Annotated in this window: 19 protein-coding genes; 8 read left to right on the forward strand and 11 right to left on the reverse strand. The window is 43.9% G+C overall.

Annotation, left to right across the window (positions count from 1 at the left end):
* From FGL37_RS19935 to FGL37_RS19950, 4 genes are all read right to left on the reverse strand, one after another.
* Window positions 1-966, reverse strand: a complete 966-nt coding sequence (locus tag FGL37_RS19935; protein ID WP_028069552.1) for a DNA topoisomerase IB — start codon at window positions 964-966, stop codon at window positions 1-3.
* A 44-nt stretch (window positions 967-1,010) separates the two neighbouring features.
* Window positions 1,011-1,478, reverse strand: coding sequence for a PA2169 family four-helix-bundle protein (locus tag FGL37_RS19940; RefSeq protein WP_028069553.1), 468 nt, complete (start codon window positions 1,476-1,478; stop codon window positions 1,011-1,013).
* 178 nt (window positions 1,479-1,656) lie between these two features.
* Window positions 1,657-1,848, reverse strand: a complete 192-nt coding sequence (locus FGL37_RS19945) for a hypothetical protein (RefSeq protein ID WP_028069554.1) — start codon at window positions 1,846-1,848, stop codon at window positions 1,657-1,659.
* Between the two features lie 69 nt (window positions 1,849-1,917).
* Window positions 1,918-2,418 (reverse strand): RNA polymerase sigma factor, encoded by a 501-nt coding sequence (locus FGL37_RS19950; protein ID WP_028069555.1) that lies wholly within the window; start codon window positions 2,416-2,418, stop codon window positions 1,918-1,920.
* A gap of 379 nt (window positions 2,419-2,797) precedes the next feature.
* On the opposite strand from FGL37_RS19950, the gene FGL37_RS19955 reads away from it, so the two are divergent.
* Window positions 2,798-3,043, forward strand: coding sequence for a hypothetical protein (locus FGL37_RS19955; protein WP_138096974.1), 246 nt, complete (start codon window positions 2,798-2,800; stop codon window positions 3,041-3,043).
* A gap of 107 nt (window positions 3,044-3,150) precedes the next feature.
* On the opposite strand, the gene FGL37_RS19960 is transcribed toward FGL37_RS19955, so the two are convergent.
* Window positions 3,151-3,498, reverse strand: a complete 348-nt coding sequence (locus tag FGL37_RS19960) for a hypothetical protein (protein WP_138096976.1) — start codon at window positions 3,496-3,498, stop codon at window positions 3,151-3,153.
* Between the two features lie 181 nt (window positions 3,499-3,679).
* Between FGL37_RS19960 and FGL37_RS19965 the strand changes: the two genes are divergently transcribed.
* The 3 genes from FGL37_RS19965 to FGL37_RS19975 all read left to right on the forward strand — a co-directional run bounded on the left by FGL37_RS19965 (window position 3,680) and on the right by FGL37_RS19975 (window position 4,865).
* Window positions 3,680-4,258 carry a porin family protein gene (locus FGL37_RS19965; protein WP_232048744.1) on the forward strand — a complete coding sequence of 193 codons (579 nt, stop codon included), beginning with the start codon at window positions 3,680-3,682 and terminating at the stop codon, window positions 4,256-4,258.
* 121 nt (window positions 4,259-4,379) lie between these two features.
* Complete coding sequence (locus tag FGL37_RS19970; protein ID WP_028069559.1) at window positions 4,380-4,649, forward strand: hypothetical protein; 270 nt, start codon at window positions 4,380-4,382, stop codon at window positions 4,647-4,649.
* A 30-nt stretch (window positions 4,650-4,679) separates the two neighbouring features.
* On the forward strand, window positions 4,680-4,865 hold the full coding sequence (locus FGL37_RS19975; RefSeq protein WP_028069560.1) for a CsbD family protein: 186 nt from the start codon (window positions 4,680-4,682) through the stop codon (window positions 4,863-4,865).
* Between the two features lie 74 nt (window positions 4,866-4,939).
* Here the strand turns inward: FGL37_RS19975 and FGL37_RS19980 are convergent, their stop codons facing one another.
* The 6 genes from FGL37_RS19980 to FGL37_RS20005 all read right to left on the reverse strand — a co-directional run bounded on the left by FGL37_RS19980 (window position 4,940) and on the right by FGL37_RS20005 (window position 11,717).
* Entirely contained in the window at window positions 4,940-6,742 is a 1,803-nt protein-coding gene (locus FGL37_RS19980) for a glycoside hydrolase family 15 protein (RefSeq protein WP_028069561.1), read from the reverse strand.
* 11 nt (window positions 6,743-6,753) lie between these two features.
* On the reverse strand, window positions 6,754-8,937 hold the full coding sequence (locus tag FGL37_RS19985) for a bifunctional alpha,alpha-trehalose-phosphate synthase (UDP-forming)/trehalose-phosphatase (protein WP_037532980.1): 2,184 nt from the start codon (window positions 8,935-8,937) through the stop codon (window positions 6,754-6,756).
* A gap of 253 nt (window positions 8,938-9,190) precedes the next feature.
* A complete protein-coding gene (locus FGL37_RS19990; protein WP_028069563.1) occupies window positions 9,191-9,835 on the reverse strand; it encodes a nucleoside phosphorylase-I family protein in 645 nt (214 codons plus the stop codon).
* Window positions 9,836-10,342 (reverse strand): S-ribosylhomocysteine lyase, encoded by a 507-nt coding sequence (locus FGL37_RS19995; protein ID WP_028069564.1) that lies wholly within the window; start codon window positions 10,340-10,342, stop codon window positions 9,836-9,838.
* Between the two features lie 107 nt (window positions 10,343-10,449).
* Complete coding sequence (locus FGL37_RS20000; RefSeq protein ID WP_028069565.1) at window positions 10,450-10,740, reverse strand: antibiotic biosynthesis monooxygenase family protein; 291 nt, start codon at window positions 10,738-10,740, stop codon at window positions 10,450-10,452.
* A gap of 68 nt (window positions 10,741-10,808) precedes the next feature.
* Complete coding sequence (locus FGL37_RS20005; protein WP_028069566.1) at window positions 10,809-11,717, reverse strand: LysR family transcriptional regulator; 909 nt, start codon at window positions 11,715-11,717, stop codon at window positions 10,809-10,811.
* Between the two features lie 75 nt (window positions 11,718-11,792).
* Between FGL37_RS20005 and hutH the strand changes: the two genes are divergently transcribed.
* The 4 genes from hutH to hutG are packed head-to-tail and all read left to right on the forward strand — an operon-like array spanning window position 11,793 to window position 17,635.
* A complete protein-coding gene (gene hutH / locus FGL37_RS20010; protein WP_037532982.1) occupies window positions 11,793-13,355 on the forward strand; it encodes a histidine ammonia-lyase in 1,563 nt (520 codons plus the stop codon).
* Between the two features lie 10 nt (window positions 13,356-13,365).
* Window positions 13,366-14,619 carry an imidazolonepropionase gene (gene hutI / locus FGL37_RS20015; protein ID WP_028069567.1) on the forward strand — a complete coding sequence of 418 codons (1,254 nt, stop codon included), beginning with the start codon at window positions 13,366-13,368 and terminating at the stop codon, window positions 14,617-14,619.
* On the forward strand, window positions 14,619-16,637 hold the full coding sequence (gene hutU, locus FGL37_RS20020) for a urocanate hydratase (protein WP_037532985.1): 2,019 nt from the start codon (window positions 14,619-14,621) through the stop codon (window positions 16,635-16,637). The genes hutI and hutU overlap by 1 nt, the downstream gene beginning before the upstream one ends.
* Complete coding sequence (gene hutG / locus FGL37_RS20025; protein WP_028069569.1) at window positions 16,634-17,635, forward strand: formimidoylglutamase; 1,002 nt, start codon at window positions 16,634-16,636, stop codon at window positions 17,633-17,635. Before hutU ends, hutG begins: the two co-directional genes overlap by 4 nt.
* The last annotated feature ends 2 nt before the right edge of the window (window positions 17,636-17,637 follow it).

Below are 17,637 nucleotides of genomic sequence, written 5' to 3' on the forward strand. Positions count from 1 at the left end.
CTAACTATATTTGAGCAGGAAGCGAAATAGCTTAAATTCAAGCTTTTCCAAAGGAATCTCTTTGTTTATTACTGGAAATTTACTTTCCATGTAAACCCGTTGGATTGTTGGATGGACATAGTATTTTTCAGAAACAGCTTTGGTGTTGCCCAATTCCTTCGCGACGGCTTTTATGACAGAGTTTAATTGTCTTTTGCGTGCCTTAGGCTCATCAGGCTGTTTAGCTTTGCAAAGTAGTTTGAATGCTTCCCTGCTGGCCCCCCATATGCGGATGTCCTTGCAGCTGATATTTCCGGGACAATGTGTACGCAGGTAACTGTTGAAGGTGCGCCCGCAAAAGCGGCCTTCACAATTTGTTTTGTCAAGACAGAAGACCGTTTTCCCCTTAATTTGCATCAGTTGTCCTAATAAACACGCGAGTTGTTTGTTACGCCAGGTCTTCTCCTGAAAGACACCTTTCTTTCCTTTATAGGCGAGCGTGATGGTGTTACCGCTGATTTTAACGTGTCTTTTTTCCAATGTGCTCAGGCCATATGATTTATAAGCCAACGTATAGCGTTTGTTGCCTATGCGGATGAGGGTGCTGTCCATTATTTTGAAGGCTACAGCACATAGCTTTTCCATATTCCAGGTCTCCTGTTTGAGCTGGCGTGAACTGATCTTCCGCAATTCCTGAAGATACTGACCCACGTATAGAATCTGTTTAAATTTTTCGGATTGCTGTTGGTTGACAAACTTTGGATGATAAACGTATTGTTTACGGCCCTTTTGGTCGTAACCATAAGCCTGTAAATTACTACGCGGGCTTCTAGAAATCCAGACCTCCTTCCAGTTGGGCGGGATGACAAGGGCACCAATCCTTTTTAAAATCTTGGCATCCTCGATCACCTGACCCGATGGATCGTAATATTTGAATTTATTTCTGATTTTTCGTCTTGTATAACCTTCGGTATGCTTCGTCTTCATAAGGCAGGGTAACGTTATAATAGTATAGAAAGTCAACTTGACCGTTAAGCGTTGTCCCGTAATGTCTTGATATACTCATGTGCTTCGAGCTGTATACCGAGCTGTTTTTCGATCAGTAGCAAGAGATCATGGGTAATTTCCCAGTCTTCATTGTCCACGACGTCCTTATAAGTCTTTTTAAAAGCATCTTCACCTTGTTCGCAGCTAGCCAGTAAGCTTTTTGCATCGTTGCCGGAAACCGCAACTCTAATTTCCATCCAGATTCTAAATAATTTCCCGCTGATCATGGTTCCGTCTGTAGCTGCTTCGGACTGCTGTTCGAGATAAGGTGTAAGTTCTTCAATAAACATCTGAGATTGGTTTATATAGGATGAGAAAATGTTATTCAAGCCCCCCTCGAGGTGATGACGGTTCGCAATCTCTATTGCTTTTTGGTAACCGGCAATTCGGTCATTGTTGATCTGGATTAGATCGTTGATCAGGCTGCTGTCATTTATTGTAGTGGATTCCATGGTTCTATTTTTTTGTTTTATATTATTTTCAGATTTCAATATGTTGTTCAGGGAAAGAACCTGTGTGGTAAGCTTTCAGTTTACCAAGGACTGGAAAAATGTGTTCCTGAAAAAAAGAATGGGCTGTCCAATTTTTGAACAGCCCTAGCGACCTGACGGGCCTGATTATCTTAGCTAGCTATTTGGTCTTGACTGCTAAAGAAGGCTTTTTTTGTTTCTCGTTATTGCCTTCCATTTGTTTCTTTGTTATTGAAGTCACCGCTGCGTCCCGGGGAATTTCTTTGTTGCTATTTTTTCCAATAGGTCCGCCGCAGATTATTAATAATATCGGCATGTGCCCGGCATTGCGTATTGTTATTTCGGATTTCATATATGTGTTATTTTTTGATGTATGTTGTTAGATCTTTAGTAAAGTAACGTTAGCAGTAGCATTTTGGTTTTAATCAAGTCGATATACTTTTAATTGCCGTTGCAGCTTCTTGCGTAGCATATGTATTCGTGTTTTGACAGTGCCTTCAGGCATCGCTAAATGAGCGGCTATTTCGTGATATTTATAACCATCAAGAAACAACCGGAAGAGCTGGTAATTTTCGTCGGACAGACTACACATCGCTTTTTCGATATCATCAGCGATAAACCTATTCTCTGCTTTGTTGTTTTCAATGGTATTGCTTGATTCAAGATCAATATAGGTGTCATGTATTTCGCTACCGCGCCTCGCTTTCCGATACCGGTTGATATAAACATTTCTCATGATGACATACAGCCATGACATAAGTTTCGGGTGCTTGACGAGGTCATCTATAGATCGCCATGCTCGGATCAGCGTTTCTTGGACGAGGTCTTCCTTTTCATCAGGGTCGGCGGTAAACTTGCTCGCAAAATGCTTCAATAAACATTTTTTTTCTTCGACAAGGATGTTTATACTGGAATTGTTCATAATAGCATTCATTTTTGTAGGATGTTCTCTCCTTGAGCTTACCACAATTAAAATGCTAAAATTGTATAGCGAAATAGAGCTTAAACTTGTTTAGACACTTAAATGTGGAAAATACGTGGCACGGAAACTTGGCTATGTCATCGCTAAAGCGCTGCAGAAATGACTTGTTCAAGACCTATCTTTTAACCCACAGAAAATTATACGCTTACAAAAAGGGTATTTAACTCTGGATAAATGTCTGAATTACGGGTGTGGCGATTTCTTGGCGGTGAAGCACTTTGCTCAGTTTTTTAAACAGTAAAAGAGTATTTTTAATTTTTTTGAACGAAAGATATACTAGATCCGTTCCTTCTATAAAATGAACACAATTCAAATTACTATGAAACAGATAAATAAAGTTTTACTGGCAGTTTGTCTGACTGTATCCTCTGGCGCGTCGATGTTATCTTGCACAGATTCAAAAAATAATCCTGAAAAAAGCACTCAGTCCGATAATATTCCACCAAGTGATGTTGACGAGACGAGATACAATTTGAGCGAACAACAAAAACTGAGTATGCAGAAAGATACCACATTGGTAGATACTGCCAACAACAAAGATAGTATATCCGGTCCGACCCGCTAATTGATATAACATTCGCTGAAATGTCCACCGACTACAGGCAGGGCAATATGATAATCAGGATTGAATAAAAGAATTAAGGGCCATTAATAAACGGCCCTTAATTCATGTTACAGACCTCGTTCCTCAACGTCTTCGTCAGGATCAGATTCTGGCGTATAAATATCTTCATCAAGATGATCAATCTGCCCATGATCTCTTTCGTGATCTGGATCTATGTCTTCAAGCTGATCTCTGTCCCGTTGTTCCTCTTCAGTAGGGTCCGGACCTTCGGCATTTTCGGGATAGTACCGATCAGGTGTGACTTCATCCAAGTCCGGAACTTTAGGCGGCCTGCGTGTTGGAGCGCCATCATCGGTACCGGGATTATTGCCTAAAGGGTCTATTTCGTTTAAAAGTATGAATGCATCCTCCATTGTTAAAGGCATGCCGCTTCGAAATTGGATTGTCGTTCTCATAATCTTTTTTAAGGTGAACAGTTGGCAAAGAAATTTGGTTGTTTTTTTTATAAAATTGACGGCCTTTACTATATCTATCGAAGACAATTGAATACACATTGAATCACAGTAATTAATAATAAATTCAAAACTTTTCTGCTATTAATCTTGTTGTTAAGTTAAAGTAATTATTAAACAGTATATGATGAAAAAACTAACGCTATTTTTATTAATTGCCACTGGTGTTGGACACGCCAGCGCCCAGAAAATTGAGACGACACCACAAATGGTATCCGAGGTGGGTATCGAACCGATCCGCCAAGGAAATTGGATGGTTGGTGGATCAATCGGTAGTATCGGATATAGTTTCGAAGGTAAGTCGTTCAACGCCGCTCTACAGCCAAGGGCAGGATATTTTGTCTCAGACGGCCTTGCTATTGGTGCACAAGCTAACGTGGGGCTTATCACAGTGAAGGATGCTAAAGACAACTGGACATATGGTATAGCTCCATTTGTGCGTTATTATTTCCCTAATGCAGGCTCATCGACTGGCCGTTTTTTTGGCCAGGGAGACATTGGTATATCTGGGAGCTCTGTCGGTAAGGGTGCATCGCTAGCGGTTGGAGCGAATCTCGGCTACGCTCATTTTATCACCCGTACGGTCGCATTGGAAGCTACCTTCGGATATAATTATAGTAAAGCGAATATCAATACCGGCAGTGGTGCAAGTGGTCTCGGCGTAGGTGTCGGATTCCAGATTTACTTACCTGGACGCCGGTAAGCTGTGTATGCGTCCGTATAAATACGGAATCCGGAAAATAAACACTGATTCCGTGGAGGAGAGTGGTGAAGGTCGAAACTTTTGTATGTCCAAAACTGTTTTTATTTAAAAGATCAGGAAAATGAGAACGAGAAAAGACATTGGGTTGGTTCTACGGGACCGCATGGGGAAATGGTCTTCTTACAACATTCCCTTGTTGAAGGAGTGCCGCTTGCAGGATAAGGTCGTCCGAAGTAATGAGCATGAAGGTATCTTCGTCATCGGAAGTCTTGCAACGGGGATGTATATATTCTCGCTTTATAAGAACAAATTCATTGATCTAATGGGCAAACGGATTGGTATGGAAGAGGTATGTGAGCATTTTGACAGGTATAAACAAACTTTAATTTAATTATATAATTCACTAAAACAAAGGAGTATTATGAGTAATTTAACTTGGAAAGGACGTTGGAACGAATTAAAAGGAAAGGTGAAACAACAATATGCTGATCTGACCGATGACGATTTGCTCTATGCCGAAGGCAAAGAAGATGAGCTATTGGGCAAGCTGCAACAAAAGACTGGTAAGACAAAAGACGAGGTGGAAGATTGGTTAAACAACATGTAAGCAATTCCACTAATTAAACTTAAATAGGAGAGAAGCGATCAATATGAATTATTGATCGCTTTTTTTATGAATTCTTACAAAGAAAAGATGGGCTTATCCAGTTTGATTGCGAGGCGATAGACGGCGTTCATAAGACCCACATGACTATATGCCTGCGGGAAGTTGCCCCATTGGCTACCATTATCCTCGGTGACATCCTCACTAAATAAGCCCAAGTGGTTGCTGTACGTCAGCAGGCGGTCGAGTATTTCCTGCGCTTCGCTGACTCTTCCGACGCATGCAAGGGCTTCCACGTACCAGAACGCACATACAAGGAAAGTAGATTTCGGTTTGCCAAAATCGTCCTGATGTTTGTACCGATAAAATAATCCGTTTTCACCTTTCAGTTCTTTTTCCAGCATTGCTAAATGGGCCTGTGCCCGTTCCGACTTCGGATCCAGATAATCCATGACAATCAGTTGCAGTGTACTGGCATCCAAGTTTTTACTGTCAAGTGCATTTTGGTATACTTTCCGTTCTTCATCATAGCATGCTTCGATATAAGCTTCGGCTTTTTTGAGCAATACATTGGCCCGTTCCTCCATATCTTGATATCCATTCTGACGAGCAATCAGCAAGGCTGCTTTACAACCGACCCATTGAAATAGGTTGGAATAACAATGATGGTTGGCAAAATTTCTGAACTCCCAGATTCCCGCGTCTTTTTCATCAATAGTCGCTTCAATCTTTTCCAGAATAAAGTTTACCCAGCCTAAGACATTCTTATTTTCATGAATCTTGAAACGCTGGTCCGTAAATAAGGGAAGAAGAGCTATCATCGCCTGACCATAGACGTCGTTCTGGATATGTTCAAATGCCTGATTTCCGATGCGTACAGGTCCATTATCCAGATAGCCTTTTAGATATGGCAGTATCTGCTCGGTGAGTTCAGAGGTGCCCAAAATGCCATAAAGCGGTTGCAGTCTTCCGGGATTGTGGTGGGTAATACCAGCAATATAATTAGCGAAACTCTCCATCTCTTCAAATTGACCGATATGCGCTAATGCGGTCAGGACGTAATAACTGTCGCGTACCCAACAGTATCGGTAATCCCAATTTCTTCCAGAGCCAGGATGTTCGGGCAAGCTGGTGGTTGATGCTGCTATAATAGCGCCAGTGTCTTCATATTGGTGCAATTTAAGCACTAACGCAGAACGAATAACTTCAGCCTGATAGATGTTGGGGATACTGCAACGCTTAATCCAACGCTGCCAGTAGCTGAGTGTCTTTTGTAGGAAGTCCTCACAGGTAGTGGCGATAGCGGATTCAAAAGCAGCGTCGTAGGTGAGAATCAAATATTTGTTCTCACTGATAATTGTCCAGCTGTCCAGCTGAAAAAAATGTGATATCGGAACATCGGTTGTCAGACGGATACGGTCGCCGATACCATCGCTACTATACATTATATGGTTGCTCCCACGAGTAGCTTTTAGACTTTTGCGTCCATAATCCGCAGTCGGCTGACAGCGGATATTAACGCTAGGTGCACCGCGCAGCGGTTCAATTTTGCGGATTAACATTAACGGTTTAAAGTACCGACCAAATTGTTCAAACCGGGGAGCGAAGTCAGTAACGCGATATGCAAAGGACTCGGTGTGAATTTCTGTACAGAGGATATTAGAGTTTTTGATGTAATATTGTTTTGTTTCGACTACCTCTTCTTCGGGGCGTATAGCAAATGAGCCGCCACTGTTTTGATCAATTAAACCACCAAATACAAAACTATCTTCAAAAGAGGGCCAGCACAGCCAGGATATATTTGTATCAACGCCGACGTGCGCAATATAGGAGCAATTGCCGATGATACCTGTTTGGTATACGTGCCTATTTGTTTTCATATTTTCCGCCATTACTTTAGTATAAGTTGATTTAAAAATTGAATGACATCCTCCTGTTGGTCCAGGTAATATTTTGCTGCCGACTTGTTGCTGCCCACCTTAATGCTTATTGTAGAGGCGGGAAGATAACGAAATAGATCTTCATCCGTGACATCGTCGCCGATGGCCAGTAAAAAATCAGCTTTGATGTGGCCTGCGATTTCGAGTGCGGCTTTGCCTTTATTAACCTCAGTATTCTTTACCTCAATGACAGCATTCCCATCGAGAAGTTGCAGTCCATAATCGTTCAACATCGGATTCAGGCTTTCCTTTAGTGCGGCCGCTTTCAGTTCGCCGAGACCGAGTTCTACCTTCCTGTAATGCCAGGCCAGAGAGTAGGGTTTGGCTTCAATATAGGCGCCGGGCGTCTGATCGGCTAATTTCTCCATGAGTTTTTTGACTTCAGGCATCCAATGTAAAGCCAGTCCTTTTTTATAAGACCAATTGAAGTTTGGAAAGTTGGACCAGATTCCATGCTCTGCGACCAAGTAATAAGACCGGCCATCGAACCAAGAGGATAGACTTTCCTGTGATCGTCCGCTAATGATTACTAATGTGTTGAGCGGATCGGAGATAATATTGTCCAGCAAGTTATATAAGACAACAGTTGGACTTGCCTTTTGGGCGTGGTTCTGAAATTTGACAAGTGTCCCATCATAATCTAGAAAGAACAGCCTATTATGGCTTTTTCGATAGCGGTCTGCAATACTATTGAAGACCTTGTCGGAAATACGTCTAGCCCATTCATCGCGTTGTATGGCTTTGGTTTCAGCAAGTCTGCTGGTAAACAGCTGTACCCAGTGCTGTATATTAAATTTACGTATAATCTGAAGGTTGGCTTCTGTCCGTTCACGAATTTCCTCGGGCGACATCCGTAGCGCATGGAAGATGCTGTCTGCTGTTTCCGCCCTGTTAAATGGGTTAATGATTAGGGCGTCGACTAGTTCCTTTGATGCGCCGGCAAACTCGCTCAAGATTAACACACCTTCTGAGGCTGTTTTACAGGCAATATATTCTTTGCTGACCAGGTTCATGCCGTCCCTGGTTGACGTAATCATACAAACGTCCGAAGCCACATACAATCCGACCAGTTCCTCGAAAGGAAGTGATTTGTAGAAATACAGAACCGGTGTCCAGCTTAGATTACCATAAATGGAATTGATTTCACTTACTTTGCGGTTTATTTCATCTTTGAGTTTTTTATATTGAGAGACTTTGTCTCTTGAAGGAACTATCAGCATATAAAGGACGACCTTACCATGCCATTCAGGGTATTTTTCCAAAAAAGTCAAGAAGGCACGCAAACGCTCCAGAATACCTTTGCTGTAATCTAGACGATCAACGGAAATGATGATTTTTTGATGCGGAAAATGACTTCGAAACTGTTCGGCAATCGCCGTCACTTTGGGTTCAACACTGGCGCTGACAAATTTGTCATAATCAATCCCCATAGGGAAGGACTCGATAAATATATGCCTGTCTTGATATTTTAATTGGTTGTGACCGGTGGGAACGTTCAATATCTTTTTACAGGCGTTTAGGAAATTCTGACTGTCAGCAAACGTATGAAAGCCGACTAGATCCGCTCCCAGCAACCCTTCTACGAGCTCCCGTCTTTGGGGGATATTCATGAACAGTTCTTCGGAAGGAAAGGGAATATGATGAAAATATCCGATATTGAGATCCTTATCTTCTTGTCGAAGGAGCTGGGGGAGAAGCATCAGCTGATAATCTTGCACCCAGATAAAGTCTGATGCTGCACGGATAGCTAACGCAGCTTCGCAGAACTTTTTGTTGACAAATACATAGGTTGACCAATATTCGCGGTCAAAGTGAATGTAGCTAGGCTGATAGTGGCAGATGGGCCAAAGTACCTCGTTGGAATATCCTTCGTAGAAGTTACGTATTTCCTCCTTTGAAAGAAAGACGGGTACAAGGTTCATGGGTTCGAGCAACGCAATTATCTTGTGCTTCTCGGCTTCGTCTTTTGGAACAATGCCTGGCCATCCGACCCAACGGATTTCGTTCGAATCAAAAGCTGAATTTAGCCCTGTTGCCAGGCCTCCCGCACTTGGTCTGATGATCAGTTTATCTTTTTTTCGTTCTATTTGTATCGGCAGTCTATTTGAAATTATTATTTTCTTTTTGTTCTTCATAAAACTATTAGATCGATTTACTTGTAGTGGAAGAGTTATATAAAACTATAACGATGGGCTTGCAATCCATATAGTTGAACAACTACTGATGGGAATAGTTTTCATTAATTCAAATTAACACCGGACTAGGGCTTCAGTGGAGAGCGTTATACTTGCTGGAAAAGGAGATCACCGTCGTACGCAAGAGGGGAGAATATGGATACAAAAAAGACCTGTAATTTTTTACAGGTCTTTTTTGTATCCATAATGAGTCTTAGGAAATATTAAAGGTGCTTAATTTGGCAGCCCCAAGTCTTTCTTTCATAAATTTGTCAAGAATGATTCCTAGGCGACCGGAAATCTCAAAAAGAATGCTCTCCCAATCTTTCACTGTCCCATCACAGTTGTCGGATACTATTTTAATGCTATGAAAAGACAGATGCTTATGGAAGCAGAAGCTGGCCAGCGCATAAGACTCCATGTCGAATGCCAATGGATTAAAGTGTTTAACATCTTGATAAAAAGGGGTATTGATATTGACAAAGCGATCCGAAGTTAATATGGCGTCTTCGTAGCGAAACTCATCAAGAGGGACCGATTCTATCTTTCCCTGCCCTTTTAAGAACAAGGTATTTTCCAAAAAGAAGCCGTCTGTATACGCATCACCTTGCGCATAATAGGCGGGGTACAACACATGACCAATGGGATGTCTAGTACAACCTACAGTGCCAACATTGAGTAGTACAGGGTTGATTCCCAGTGTTTTGATTTCATCATATAGCGTAGCAACGGACAATAGTGCGTTCACCTTGCCTACACCTATTTCATAAACCAGAGAAGAACTGTCAGTAGTAGCGAAAGCCAATTCGTTCTTATTTGCTACCAGGATAATCGTTTCAATATCTTTGTTTAGGATCATCTAGTTTTCTTCAATGTAAGGGTATTCGAAATCAAGCTGGGCCGCATTGATCAGCTGCAGGAAGTTAGTACAAGCTTGCTTTGAAGAAGCGAAATCCATAAAGGTATAGTTACCGCAGCTTACCGGATTTTGGAAAGGCACCTCGTAACCTTCAGTTAGAATGATCTCGAGCACCTCTTTCATTAGTACAGCGATATCCTGTGGTGTTTTGTCCGTCCCTGCCAATACCACATAAAAACCTGTACAGCATCCCATCGGACCAACATAAATTACCTCGTCGCCCAAGATCGTCCTGATTTCCGTTGCAAAGCAGTGCTCCAGCGTATGCATCACTTCGGGTGACAACATACGTTCTGCCGAATTAGGCCTGATCATACGAATATCATAGGTGGTATAGTTGTCTAGATGACTAGTATTGGTACTCGAAGTTTTAGCGTAAATCCCTTGTTTTAGCTTGGTATGATCTACCGTAAAACTGTTTACTTTTGCTTTTTCTTTTGTATACATCTTATTTTGTTCATTGCTCCAGTGAGAGAAACCCTAGAGCAGGTTAAAAGTTGCGTTTAAATTTCTACAAAGATAGTAGATATTCGGAAAAAAGACGGATAAAACTGCTATTTTAACAATTCATAGTGTTCGACGGTCGGGAAAGGATCGTAGTAATGATGTAAAAGCTTTTCCCATTCTTTGAATAGTTCTGACTCCCTGAAGCCTATGGTATGGTCCTCCAGTGTCTCCCACTCCACCAATAAAATGTACTGATTGTCTTTCTCAATACATTTGCGCAGTGAATGTGTGATATAACCTTTGCTGGCGCTTATATACTGACAGGCGGTTTTATAATCACGTTCGAAATTCGATTGTTGACCTTCAATAATTTGTAATACAGCGACTTCTAAAATCATAATTTATTCTTATTTATATCTATTAGCGTAAGTAAATATATTAATAATTTTCACCGAAAAAAAATTAGTCAGCTTGCACCCGTCCAAGGAGCCGATGTAGCAATAATGTCGAGCACATAGGGTATACCGGGGTTGCGGTTTTCAGCGTTCCAGGCCAAGTAAAGTGTAGTGCGCTGAGGCAAATCGTCCAGCTCAAGAAAAGCGACGTCAACATGATATCCATTTTTAAGGGAGGAGGGAACTATGGCCACGCCGAGCCCCTGTTTGACCATGTTAAAAATCGTCAGGGCATTGACTGTACGTAGCGTTACCTTGGGTATAAACTGATGATCCTGAAAAATACTCATGACCAGATCAAAATAGGAGTGGCTGTAATTTTTGGAGAATAAGATAAAGGATTCGTGCTTTAGCTGCTCCAGACTGGGCTTGGCACTCTTCAATATCGGATGCTCTTTAGGGACAACGAGACTAAAATGTTCGGTATGGATAGGTAGCCCGCACAGCCCAGGCGGAACGTCAGACGTGCGCACGAAAGCAAGATCGAGTTCTTTTCGCTGCAACAGTTCCAGTTGCGTTTCGTTACCCAGCTCATGGAGGGAGAGTTCGATATCAGGCTGCTGCTGTTTGATGCGGACGAGCAGCTGTGGAAGTATAGTCTGTACGGCAGAACCTATGAAGCCGAGGCGGAGTGTGCTTATCTTGCCATTTGCCAGGCTCTGTAGCTGAACTTCGATCTGGTCCAGATAGCGCAAAAGTCGGGTTACTTCTTCAAAGAGATATTTTCCTGCCTCGGTAAGAGACACATTTCGTTTATTACGCTCCAATAGCCTTACCCGATAATAATCCTCCAGCTGTCTGATCTGACGGCTCAATCCGGGCTGGGCGATGTAAAGGCGTTCGGCTGCTTTGCGAAAATGCAGTTCTTCGGCCAGCACTTTGAAATACAAAAGGTGTCGGAGTTCTATTTGATAATTCATAGTTATCAATTGATGATCAAAATGGTATTTCTAATTATTAAATGTAGGAAGTAAATTTGAGAAAAGCTTACGACGATGGAAAAATTTTTATATGGCAGTGGATATTTAACGTGTTCTACTGCTTTGGCAATAGCAGCAGGAAGGATACGTGGCGAAATATCGGACTCAGTGAAGGCTACAATAGAAAGAAGTGCGGAGTATGTTCGACACATTGTTGAGAAACGGCAGGTGGTCTACGGTGTAAATACCGGTTTTGGCCCCTTATGTACGACACTGATCGATGCCGACCAGACGCAGCTGCTACAGGAAAATATTCTGAAAAGTCATGCTGTTGGCATGGGTGAACCGATTGCCAATGATTTGGCCAAACTGATGCTGATATTGAAAGTTCACGCGCTAGCCAAAGGCTTCTCTGGCGTTCAATACACGACTGTTGAGCGTATTATTTGGCATATTGAACAGGATATAATACCCGTAGTGCCCAAGCAGGGCTCAGTAGGTGCCTCGGGCGATCTTGCTCCGCTGTCACATCTCTTCCTACCGCTCATCGGCTTAGGCAAGGTGCAAGTAAAAGGAGTGGTACATCCAACTGCCGTTGTATTAGAAGCGCATGGACTACGACCGCTACAATTGGGTGCCAAGGAAGGACTTGCTTTGATTAACGGAACACAATTTATGGCCGCCCATGGGGTAAAAGCGGTCATCGAGCTCTATCGTGTGCTGCAGAACGCAGATATCATTGCAGCTTTGATGATCGAAGGATTAAACGGTTCAATTAAACCATTTTTTCCTGAACTTCATCAGCTGCGAGCGCATGCTGGAAACCGGTTTGTGGCGTCCAATATTTATGCCCTGTTAAATGGGTCGGCTATCTTGGATAGCCATAAAGATTGCTCACGTGTGCAAGATCCCTATTCGTTGCGCTGTATCCCACAGGTGCACGGTGCGTCTCGGAATGCTTGGCTCCACCTGAAAGAAACGATGGAAGTGGAAATTAATTCGGTAACTGACAACCCAGTCATCATTAATGATGAGTTAACCATAAGTGGCGGTAGTTTTCATGGACAGTCCATTGCTCTTCCTATGGACTACGCGACGCTCGCGACTTCGGAGATCGGTAACATATCAGATCGCCGCGTTTATTTATCCTTGGAGGGGCAAACCAATGGTGTCCCTAAGTTGTTAATGCAATCGACCGGCCTCAATTCGGGCTTTATGATCCTCCAATATAGCACGGCAGCGATTGCTAGTGAGAATAAAGGCTTGTGTTTTCCAGCTAGCGCTGACAGTATTCCCACCTCATTGGGGCAGGAGGACCATGTCAGTATGGGATCCATCTCCGGACGCAAATTGTTACAGGTCATTGATAATGTTGATAAAATTCTGAGCATTGAGCTCCTGTGTGCGGCACAGGCTAAGGACTATCATCATCCGTTACAGTCTACTGATGCGCTTGAAGCTATACATCATCGTATCCGGCAGTCAATCCCCCACATTGAGCAAGATCAGCCCATGGAAGCCTTGTTGACCGATGCAGAGATGCTGATAAAATCGGGAGAACTGATTTACTTAAGACAGCAGTTCAATCCGCAGCTTCCTGTAGCCGATCAACTTGCCGCCGCGTTCGAAACTTATTAGAAGCAGTCATATGGAAAAAAAATTAAAACTCATAGGACCATTTAGCCAGTTGTTGTCCATGGACAATTTGCCATTGAAAGGAGCATTAAAGGATGTGCAACTTGAAATTGTCGAAAGGGCAGGGATGCTCGTTTCGGACGGTTTTATTCAAGAAGTGGGAAACTTTGACAGCTTATATAAACGATGGCATCCTGAAGCAGATTATATTGCCCAGAACGGAGATTATGTTGCTTTGCCCGCTTTTGTGGATTGCCACACACACATTTGTTATGCTGGCAACCGGCCAAATGATTTCGCGCTGCGGAATGCAGGTTCATCCTATCTTGAAATAGCCGAGGCAGGGGGGGGTATTTGGAATACAGTCAGCCATACACGCGACTGTGAAGAGGCTGAATTAGCTCGCTTGACTGTCGACCGCTCAAACACTTTGCTTCGACAGGGTATTACAACTATTGAAGTGAAAAGCGGTTACGGGCTTCAAATTGAAGAAGAACTTAAAATCTTACGAGCGATAAAGAGGGCCAACGGCGACACAGCGGCAGATCTAGTTCCAACCTGTTTGGCCGCTCATATGCTACCGAGGGACTTTGCAGGATCAGAAGATGAATATCTTGATCTTATGGCGGAAGTTCTTCTGCCACAATTAAAAGCCGAGCAGCTTGCAGCACGCGTAGACGCTTTTGTGGAAAAGACGGCTTTTCATGCCGGATCCATAAAACCTTATCTGCAAAGAGCGCGTGCATTGGGCTTTGATCTGACTGTGCATGCCGATCAGTTTAGCACATCAGGAAGCCGGCTTGCTGTTGAGCTGGGCGCAAGATCTGCAGACCATCTAGAAGCTTCCACAGCAACTGAGATCGCACTTCTTGCAGCCTCTGATACCATTGCCGTCGCCCTACCAGCAGCTTCGATAGGTATAGGTTGTGCATTTAGTCCTGCACGAAAGTTGCTCGATGCAGGTGCCTCTTTGGCAATAGCCAGCGATTGGAATCCGGGTTCGGCACCAATGGGACAGCTACTGACCAGTGCATGTGTATTGGCCACCATGGAAAAGCTGAGTAACGCGGAGGTTCTTGCGGCAATGACGTTTCGTTCGGCATATGCGCTAAATCTCAGGGATCGTGGAAAGCTAGCAAGCGGCATGCGTGCCGACTTTATTTTATTTCAAACAGACAACTACCAAAATATCACCTATTATCAAGGAAGCATGCAGCCCTCTGCTGTTTGGAAGAACGGTAATAAAGTGTTTTCAATCGAACAATAATGGATAATACGTTCAAGACTGCAATTACAGCCGGGATTCCGGCAGAATTGCCAAAAAAAATGGAGCGGGATGAGAATGTAAGCCATGCGCCAAAGCGTAAAAATATACTTTCGCTTCAGGAAGAGAAGCTTGCCCTGCGGAATGCCCTCCGGTATTTCCCTAAAGCATGGCATGCTACGTTGGCTCCTGAGTTTCTCGAAGAGCTACGTGATTACGGACGAATCTACATGTATAGGTTTAGGCCAAATTATGCCATGTACGCACGACCAATAGAGGATTATCCAGCAAAAAGCAAACAGGCAGCAGCCAGCATGCTGATGATACAGAATAATCTAGATCCCGCTGTTGCCCAGCATCCCCATGAGCTGATCACGTATGGTGGTAATGGGGCGGTATTTCAGAACTGGGCACAGTATTGTCTAACCATGAAATATCTCTCGCAGATGAGCGATACACAGACCTTACATATGTACAGCGGTCACCCTATGGGACTGTTTCCCTCCTCCGAGCTAGCCCCAAGAGTAGTAGTCAGCAACGGCATGATGGTTCCGAACTACTCCAAACCCGATGATTGGGAACGTTATAATGCATTGGGAGTAACCCAATACGGACAGATGACAGCGGGATCCTACATGTACATTGGGCCCCAGGGCATTGTTCATGGTACGACAATTACAGTTATGAACGCGTTCCGCCGACACCTAAATAAAGGGGAGGATATTAGCGGAAAGGTGTTTCTGACATCTGGGCTGGGGGGTATGAGTGGTGCACAGCCAAAGGCAGGCAATATTGCGGGTTGCATCACCGTATGTGCAGAAGTCAACCCTGTGGCTGCAAGGAAACGGTACGAGCAGGGCTGGGTGGATGTGCTGATTGATAATATGGATCAGCTGGTTAAGGAAGTACGCCAGGCAATTGTGGCAAGGGAAGCGATTTCTTTTGCATTTATTGGGAATGTCGTCGAGGTATGGGAGGCCTTTTACCGCGAGAATATCCACGTTACTGTAGGATCTGACCAGACCTCGTTGCATAATCCTTGGTCAGGAGGTTATTATCCAATGGGCCTTACGTTTGAAGAAGCAAATGATTTGATGGCGTCGCAGCCGGACAAATTTAAAGAATTTGTGCGTGCCAGCTTGGTCCGGCACGTGCAGGCGATCAACAACCATGCTGCCAGAGGCACTTACTTTTTCGATTATGGAAATGCCTTCTTGCTGGAGAGCAGTCGAGCTGGAGCAGCTGTATGGAATGATGCTGGAGACAAATTTCGCTATCCATCTTATGTGCAGGATATTTTGGGCCCCATGTGTTTTGATTTTGGTTTTGGCCCATTTCGATGGGTTTGTACCTCTGGTAAGCCTTCCGATCTGGAAAAAACAGATAAGCTGGCGATCGCTGCCCTGCGCGAACTGCAAACGATTGCACCTGAAGAAATACAGCAGCAGATGCGTGACAACATCCAATGGATTCAGGAGGCCGGTAGAAATAAATTAGTTGTTGGATCACAGGCTCGGATTCTATATGCGGACTCGAACGGACGTATTGCTATCGCAAAAGCATTTAATGAAGCAATCCGGAAAGGGGAGCTAGAAGGCCCTGTTGTCCTTGGACGTGACCATCACGACGTTAGCGGAACAGATTCTCCCTATCGGGAAACGAGCAATATCTACGACGGAAGTCAATTTACGGCGGATATGGCTATTCACAATGTCATTGGAGACAGTTTTAGAGGTGCCACGTGGGTATCCATTCACAACGGTGGAGGTGTTGGCTGGGGCGAAGTCATCAATGGTGGATTTGGAATGCTTTTGGATGGGTCAGTGGCCTCTGATGTAAGGTTGGAAAGCATGCTATATTTTGACGTTAACAACGGTATCGCTAGGAGGGCATGGGCGCGAAACAAGGAAGCAAATCACGCACTGGATAGGGCGATGGCGGCCAATACATCGCTTATGGTAACTCGGGCGCAGCTGGTCGACGATACGATCATTGATAATTTATTTAAGGAATTGGAATGAGCCATTTGTTTAAACAAAAACAGTTATATGTTGCCGCAGACCGTTTCCGATGGAAAGGACGTGTAGACGGTGAAGATAAGGACTGGATGCGCTGGCACCAGTGGGTCAGCTGCGTTGATCTGCTGACAGTGCCAGATCTGGCTGGCGCATACAGCATTCTGGGCTTTTGCAGTGACGAGGGCGTGTCCCGTAACCTAGGACGGGCAGGCGCAAAAGATGGACCGGCTACGCTCAGAGATGTTCTTGCAAATTTGCCTGTGTATTTTTCAGATGAAGTAAAAGTAAAAGATTGTGGCGATATTTTGGTGATGGATAGTGATTTAGAATCTTCTCAAGAAGCATTGGGTCAAGCGTTGGCGACAGTGCTTCGTAGCGGCGGATTTCCGATCGTCTTTGGTGGCGGGCATGAGGTCACTTATGGACATTATCTTGGTATAAAGCAACACTTAGGGGGGAGCAGCCACAAAATCGGCTTTATCAATTTAGATGCGCATCTTGACATGCGCCCACTGCCTGGCGGTTTTGGGAACTCGGGCACTGGGTTTTATCAAATCGAACAGGATCTGAGAGCTATGGGAGCATCGTTTCATTATTTAGCGATCGGAATACAGCAGATCAGTAACACCAGAGGACTTTGTGACTATGCACAGACTAAGGGCGTACAGCTGATCCGGAGCGATGATCTGATTCCATCCAACTTGGAAAAACTACAAAACCAGGTACGAGCATTTGCTGCCGAAGTAGACTATCTTTACTTGACAATCGATCTGGACATGTTTGCTGCTCCGTACGCTCCAGGGGTGAGCGCACCGGCGTTCAATGGCGTTGTTCCGAACGAAATTTTTTTCGGTTTATTTGAAACACTCATCAAGCTGCCCAATTTAAGATCACTGGATATCGCAGAGTTAAATCCGCGCTATGATATTGATGGACGTACAGCTAAACTAGCTGCGGATCTGCTTTTTAAATTTGTGAACGGCGCCACTGATCGGCTATAGCA

The organism is Sphingobacterium thalpophilum, from assembly GCF_901482695.1.
In the GTDB taxonomy this organism is placed as follows: Bacteria; Bacteroidota; Bacteroidia; order Sphingobacteriales; family Sphingobacteriaceae; genus Sphingobacterium; species Sphingobacterium thalpophilum.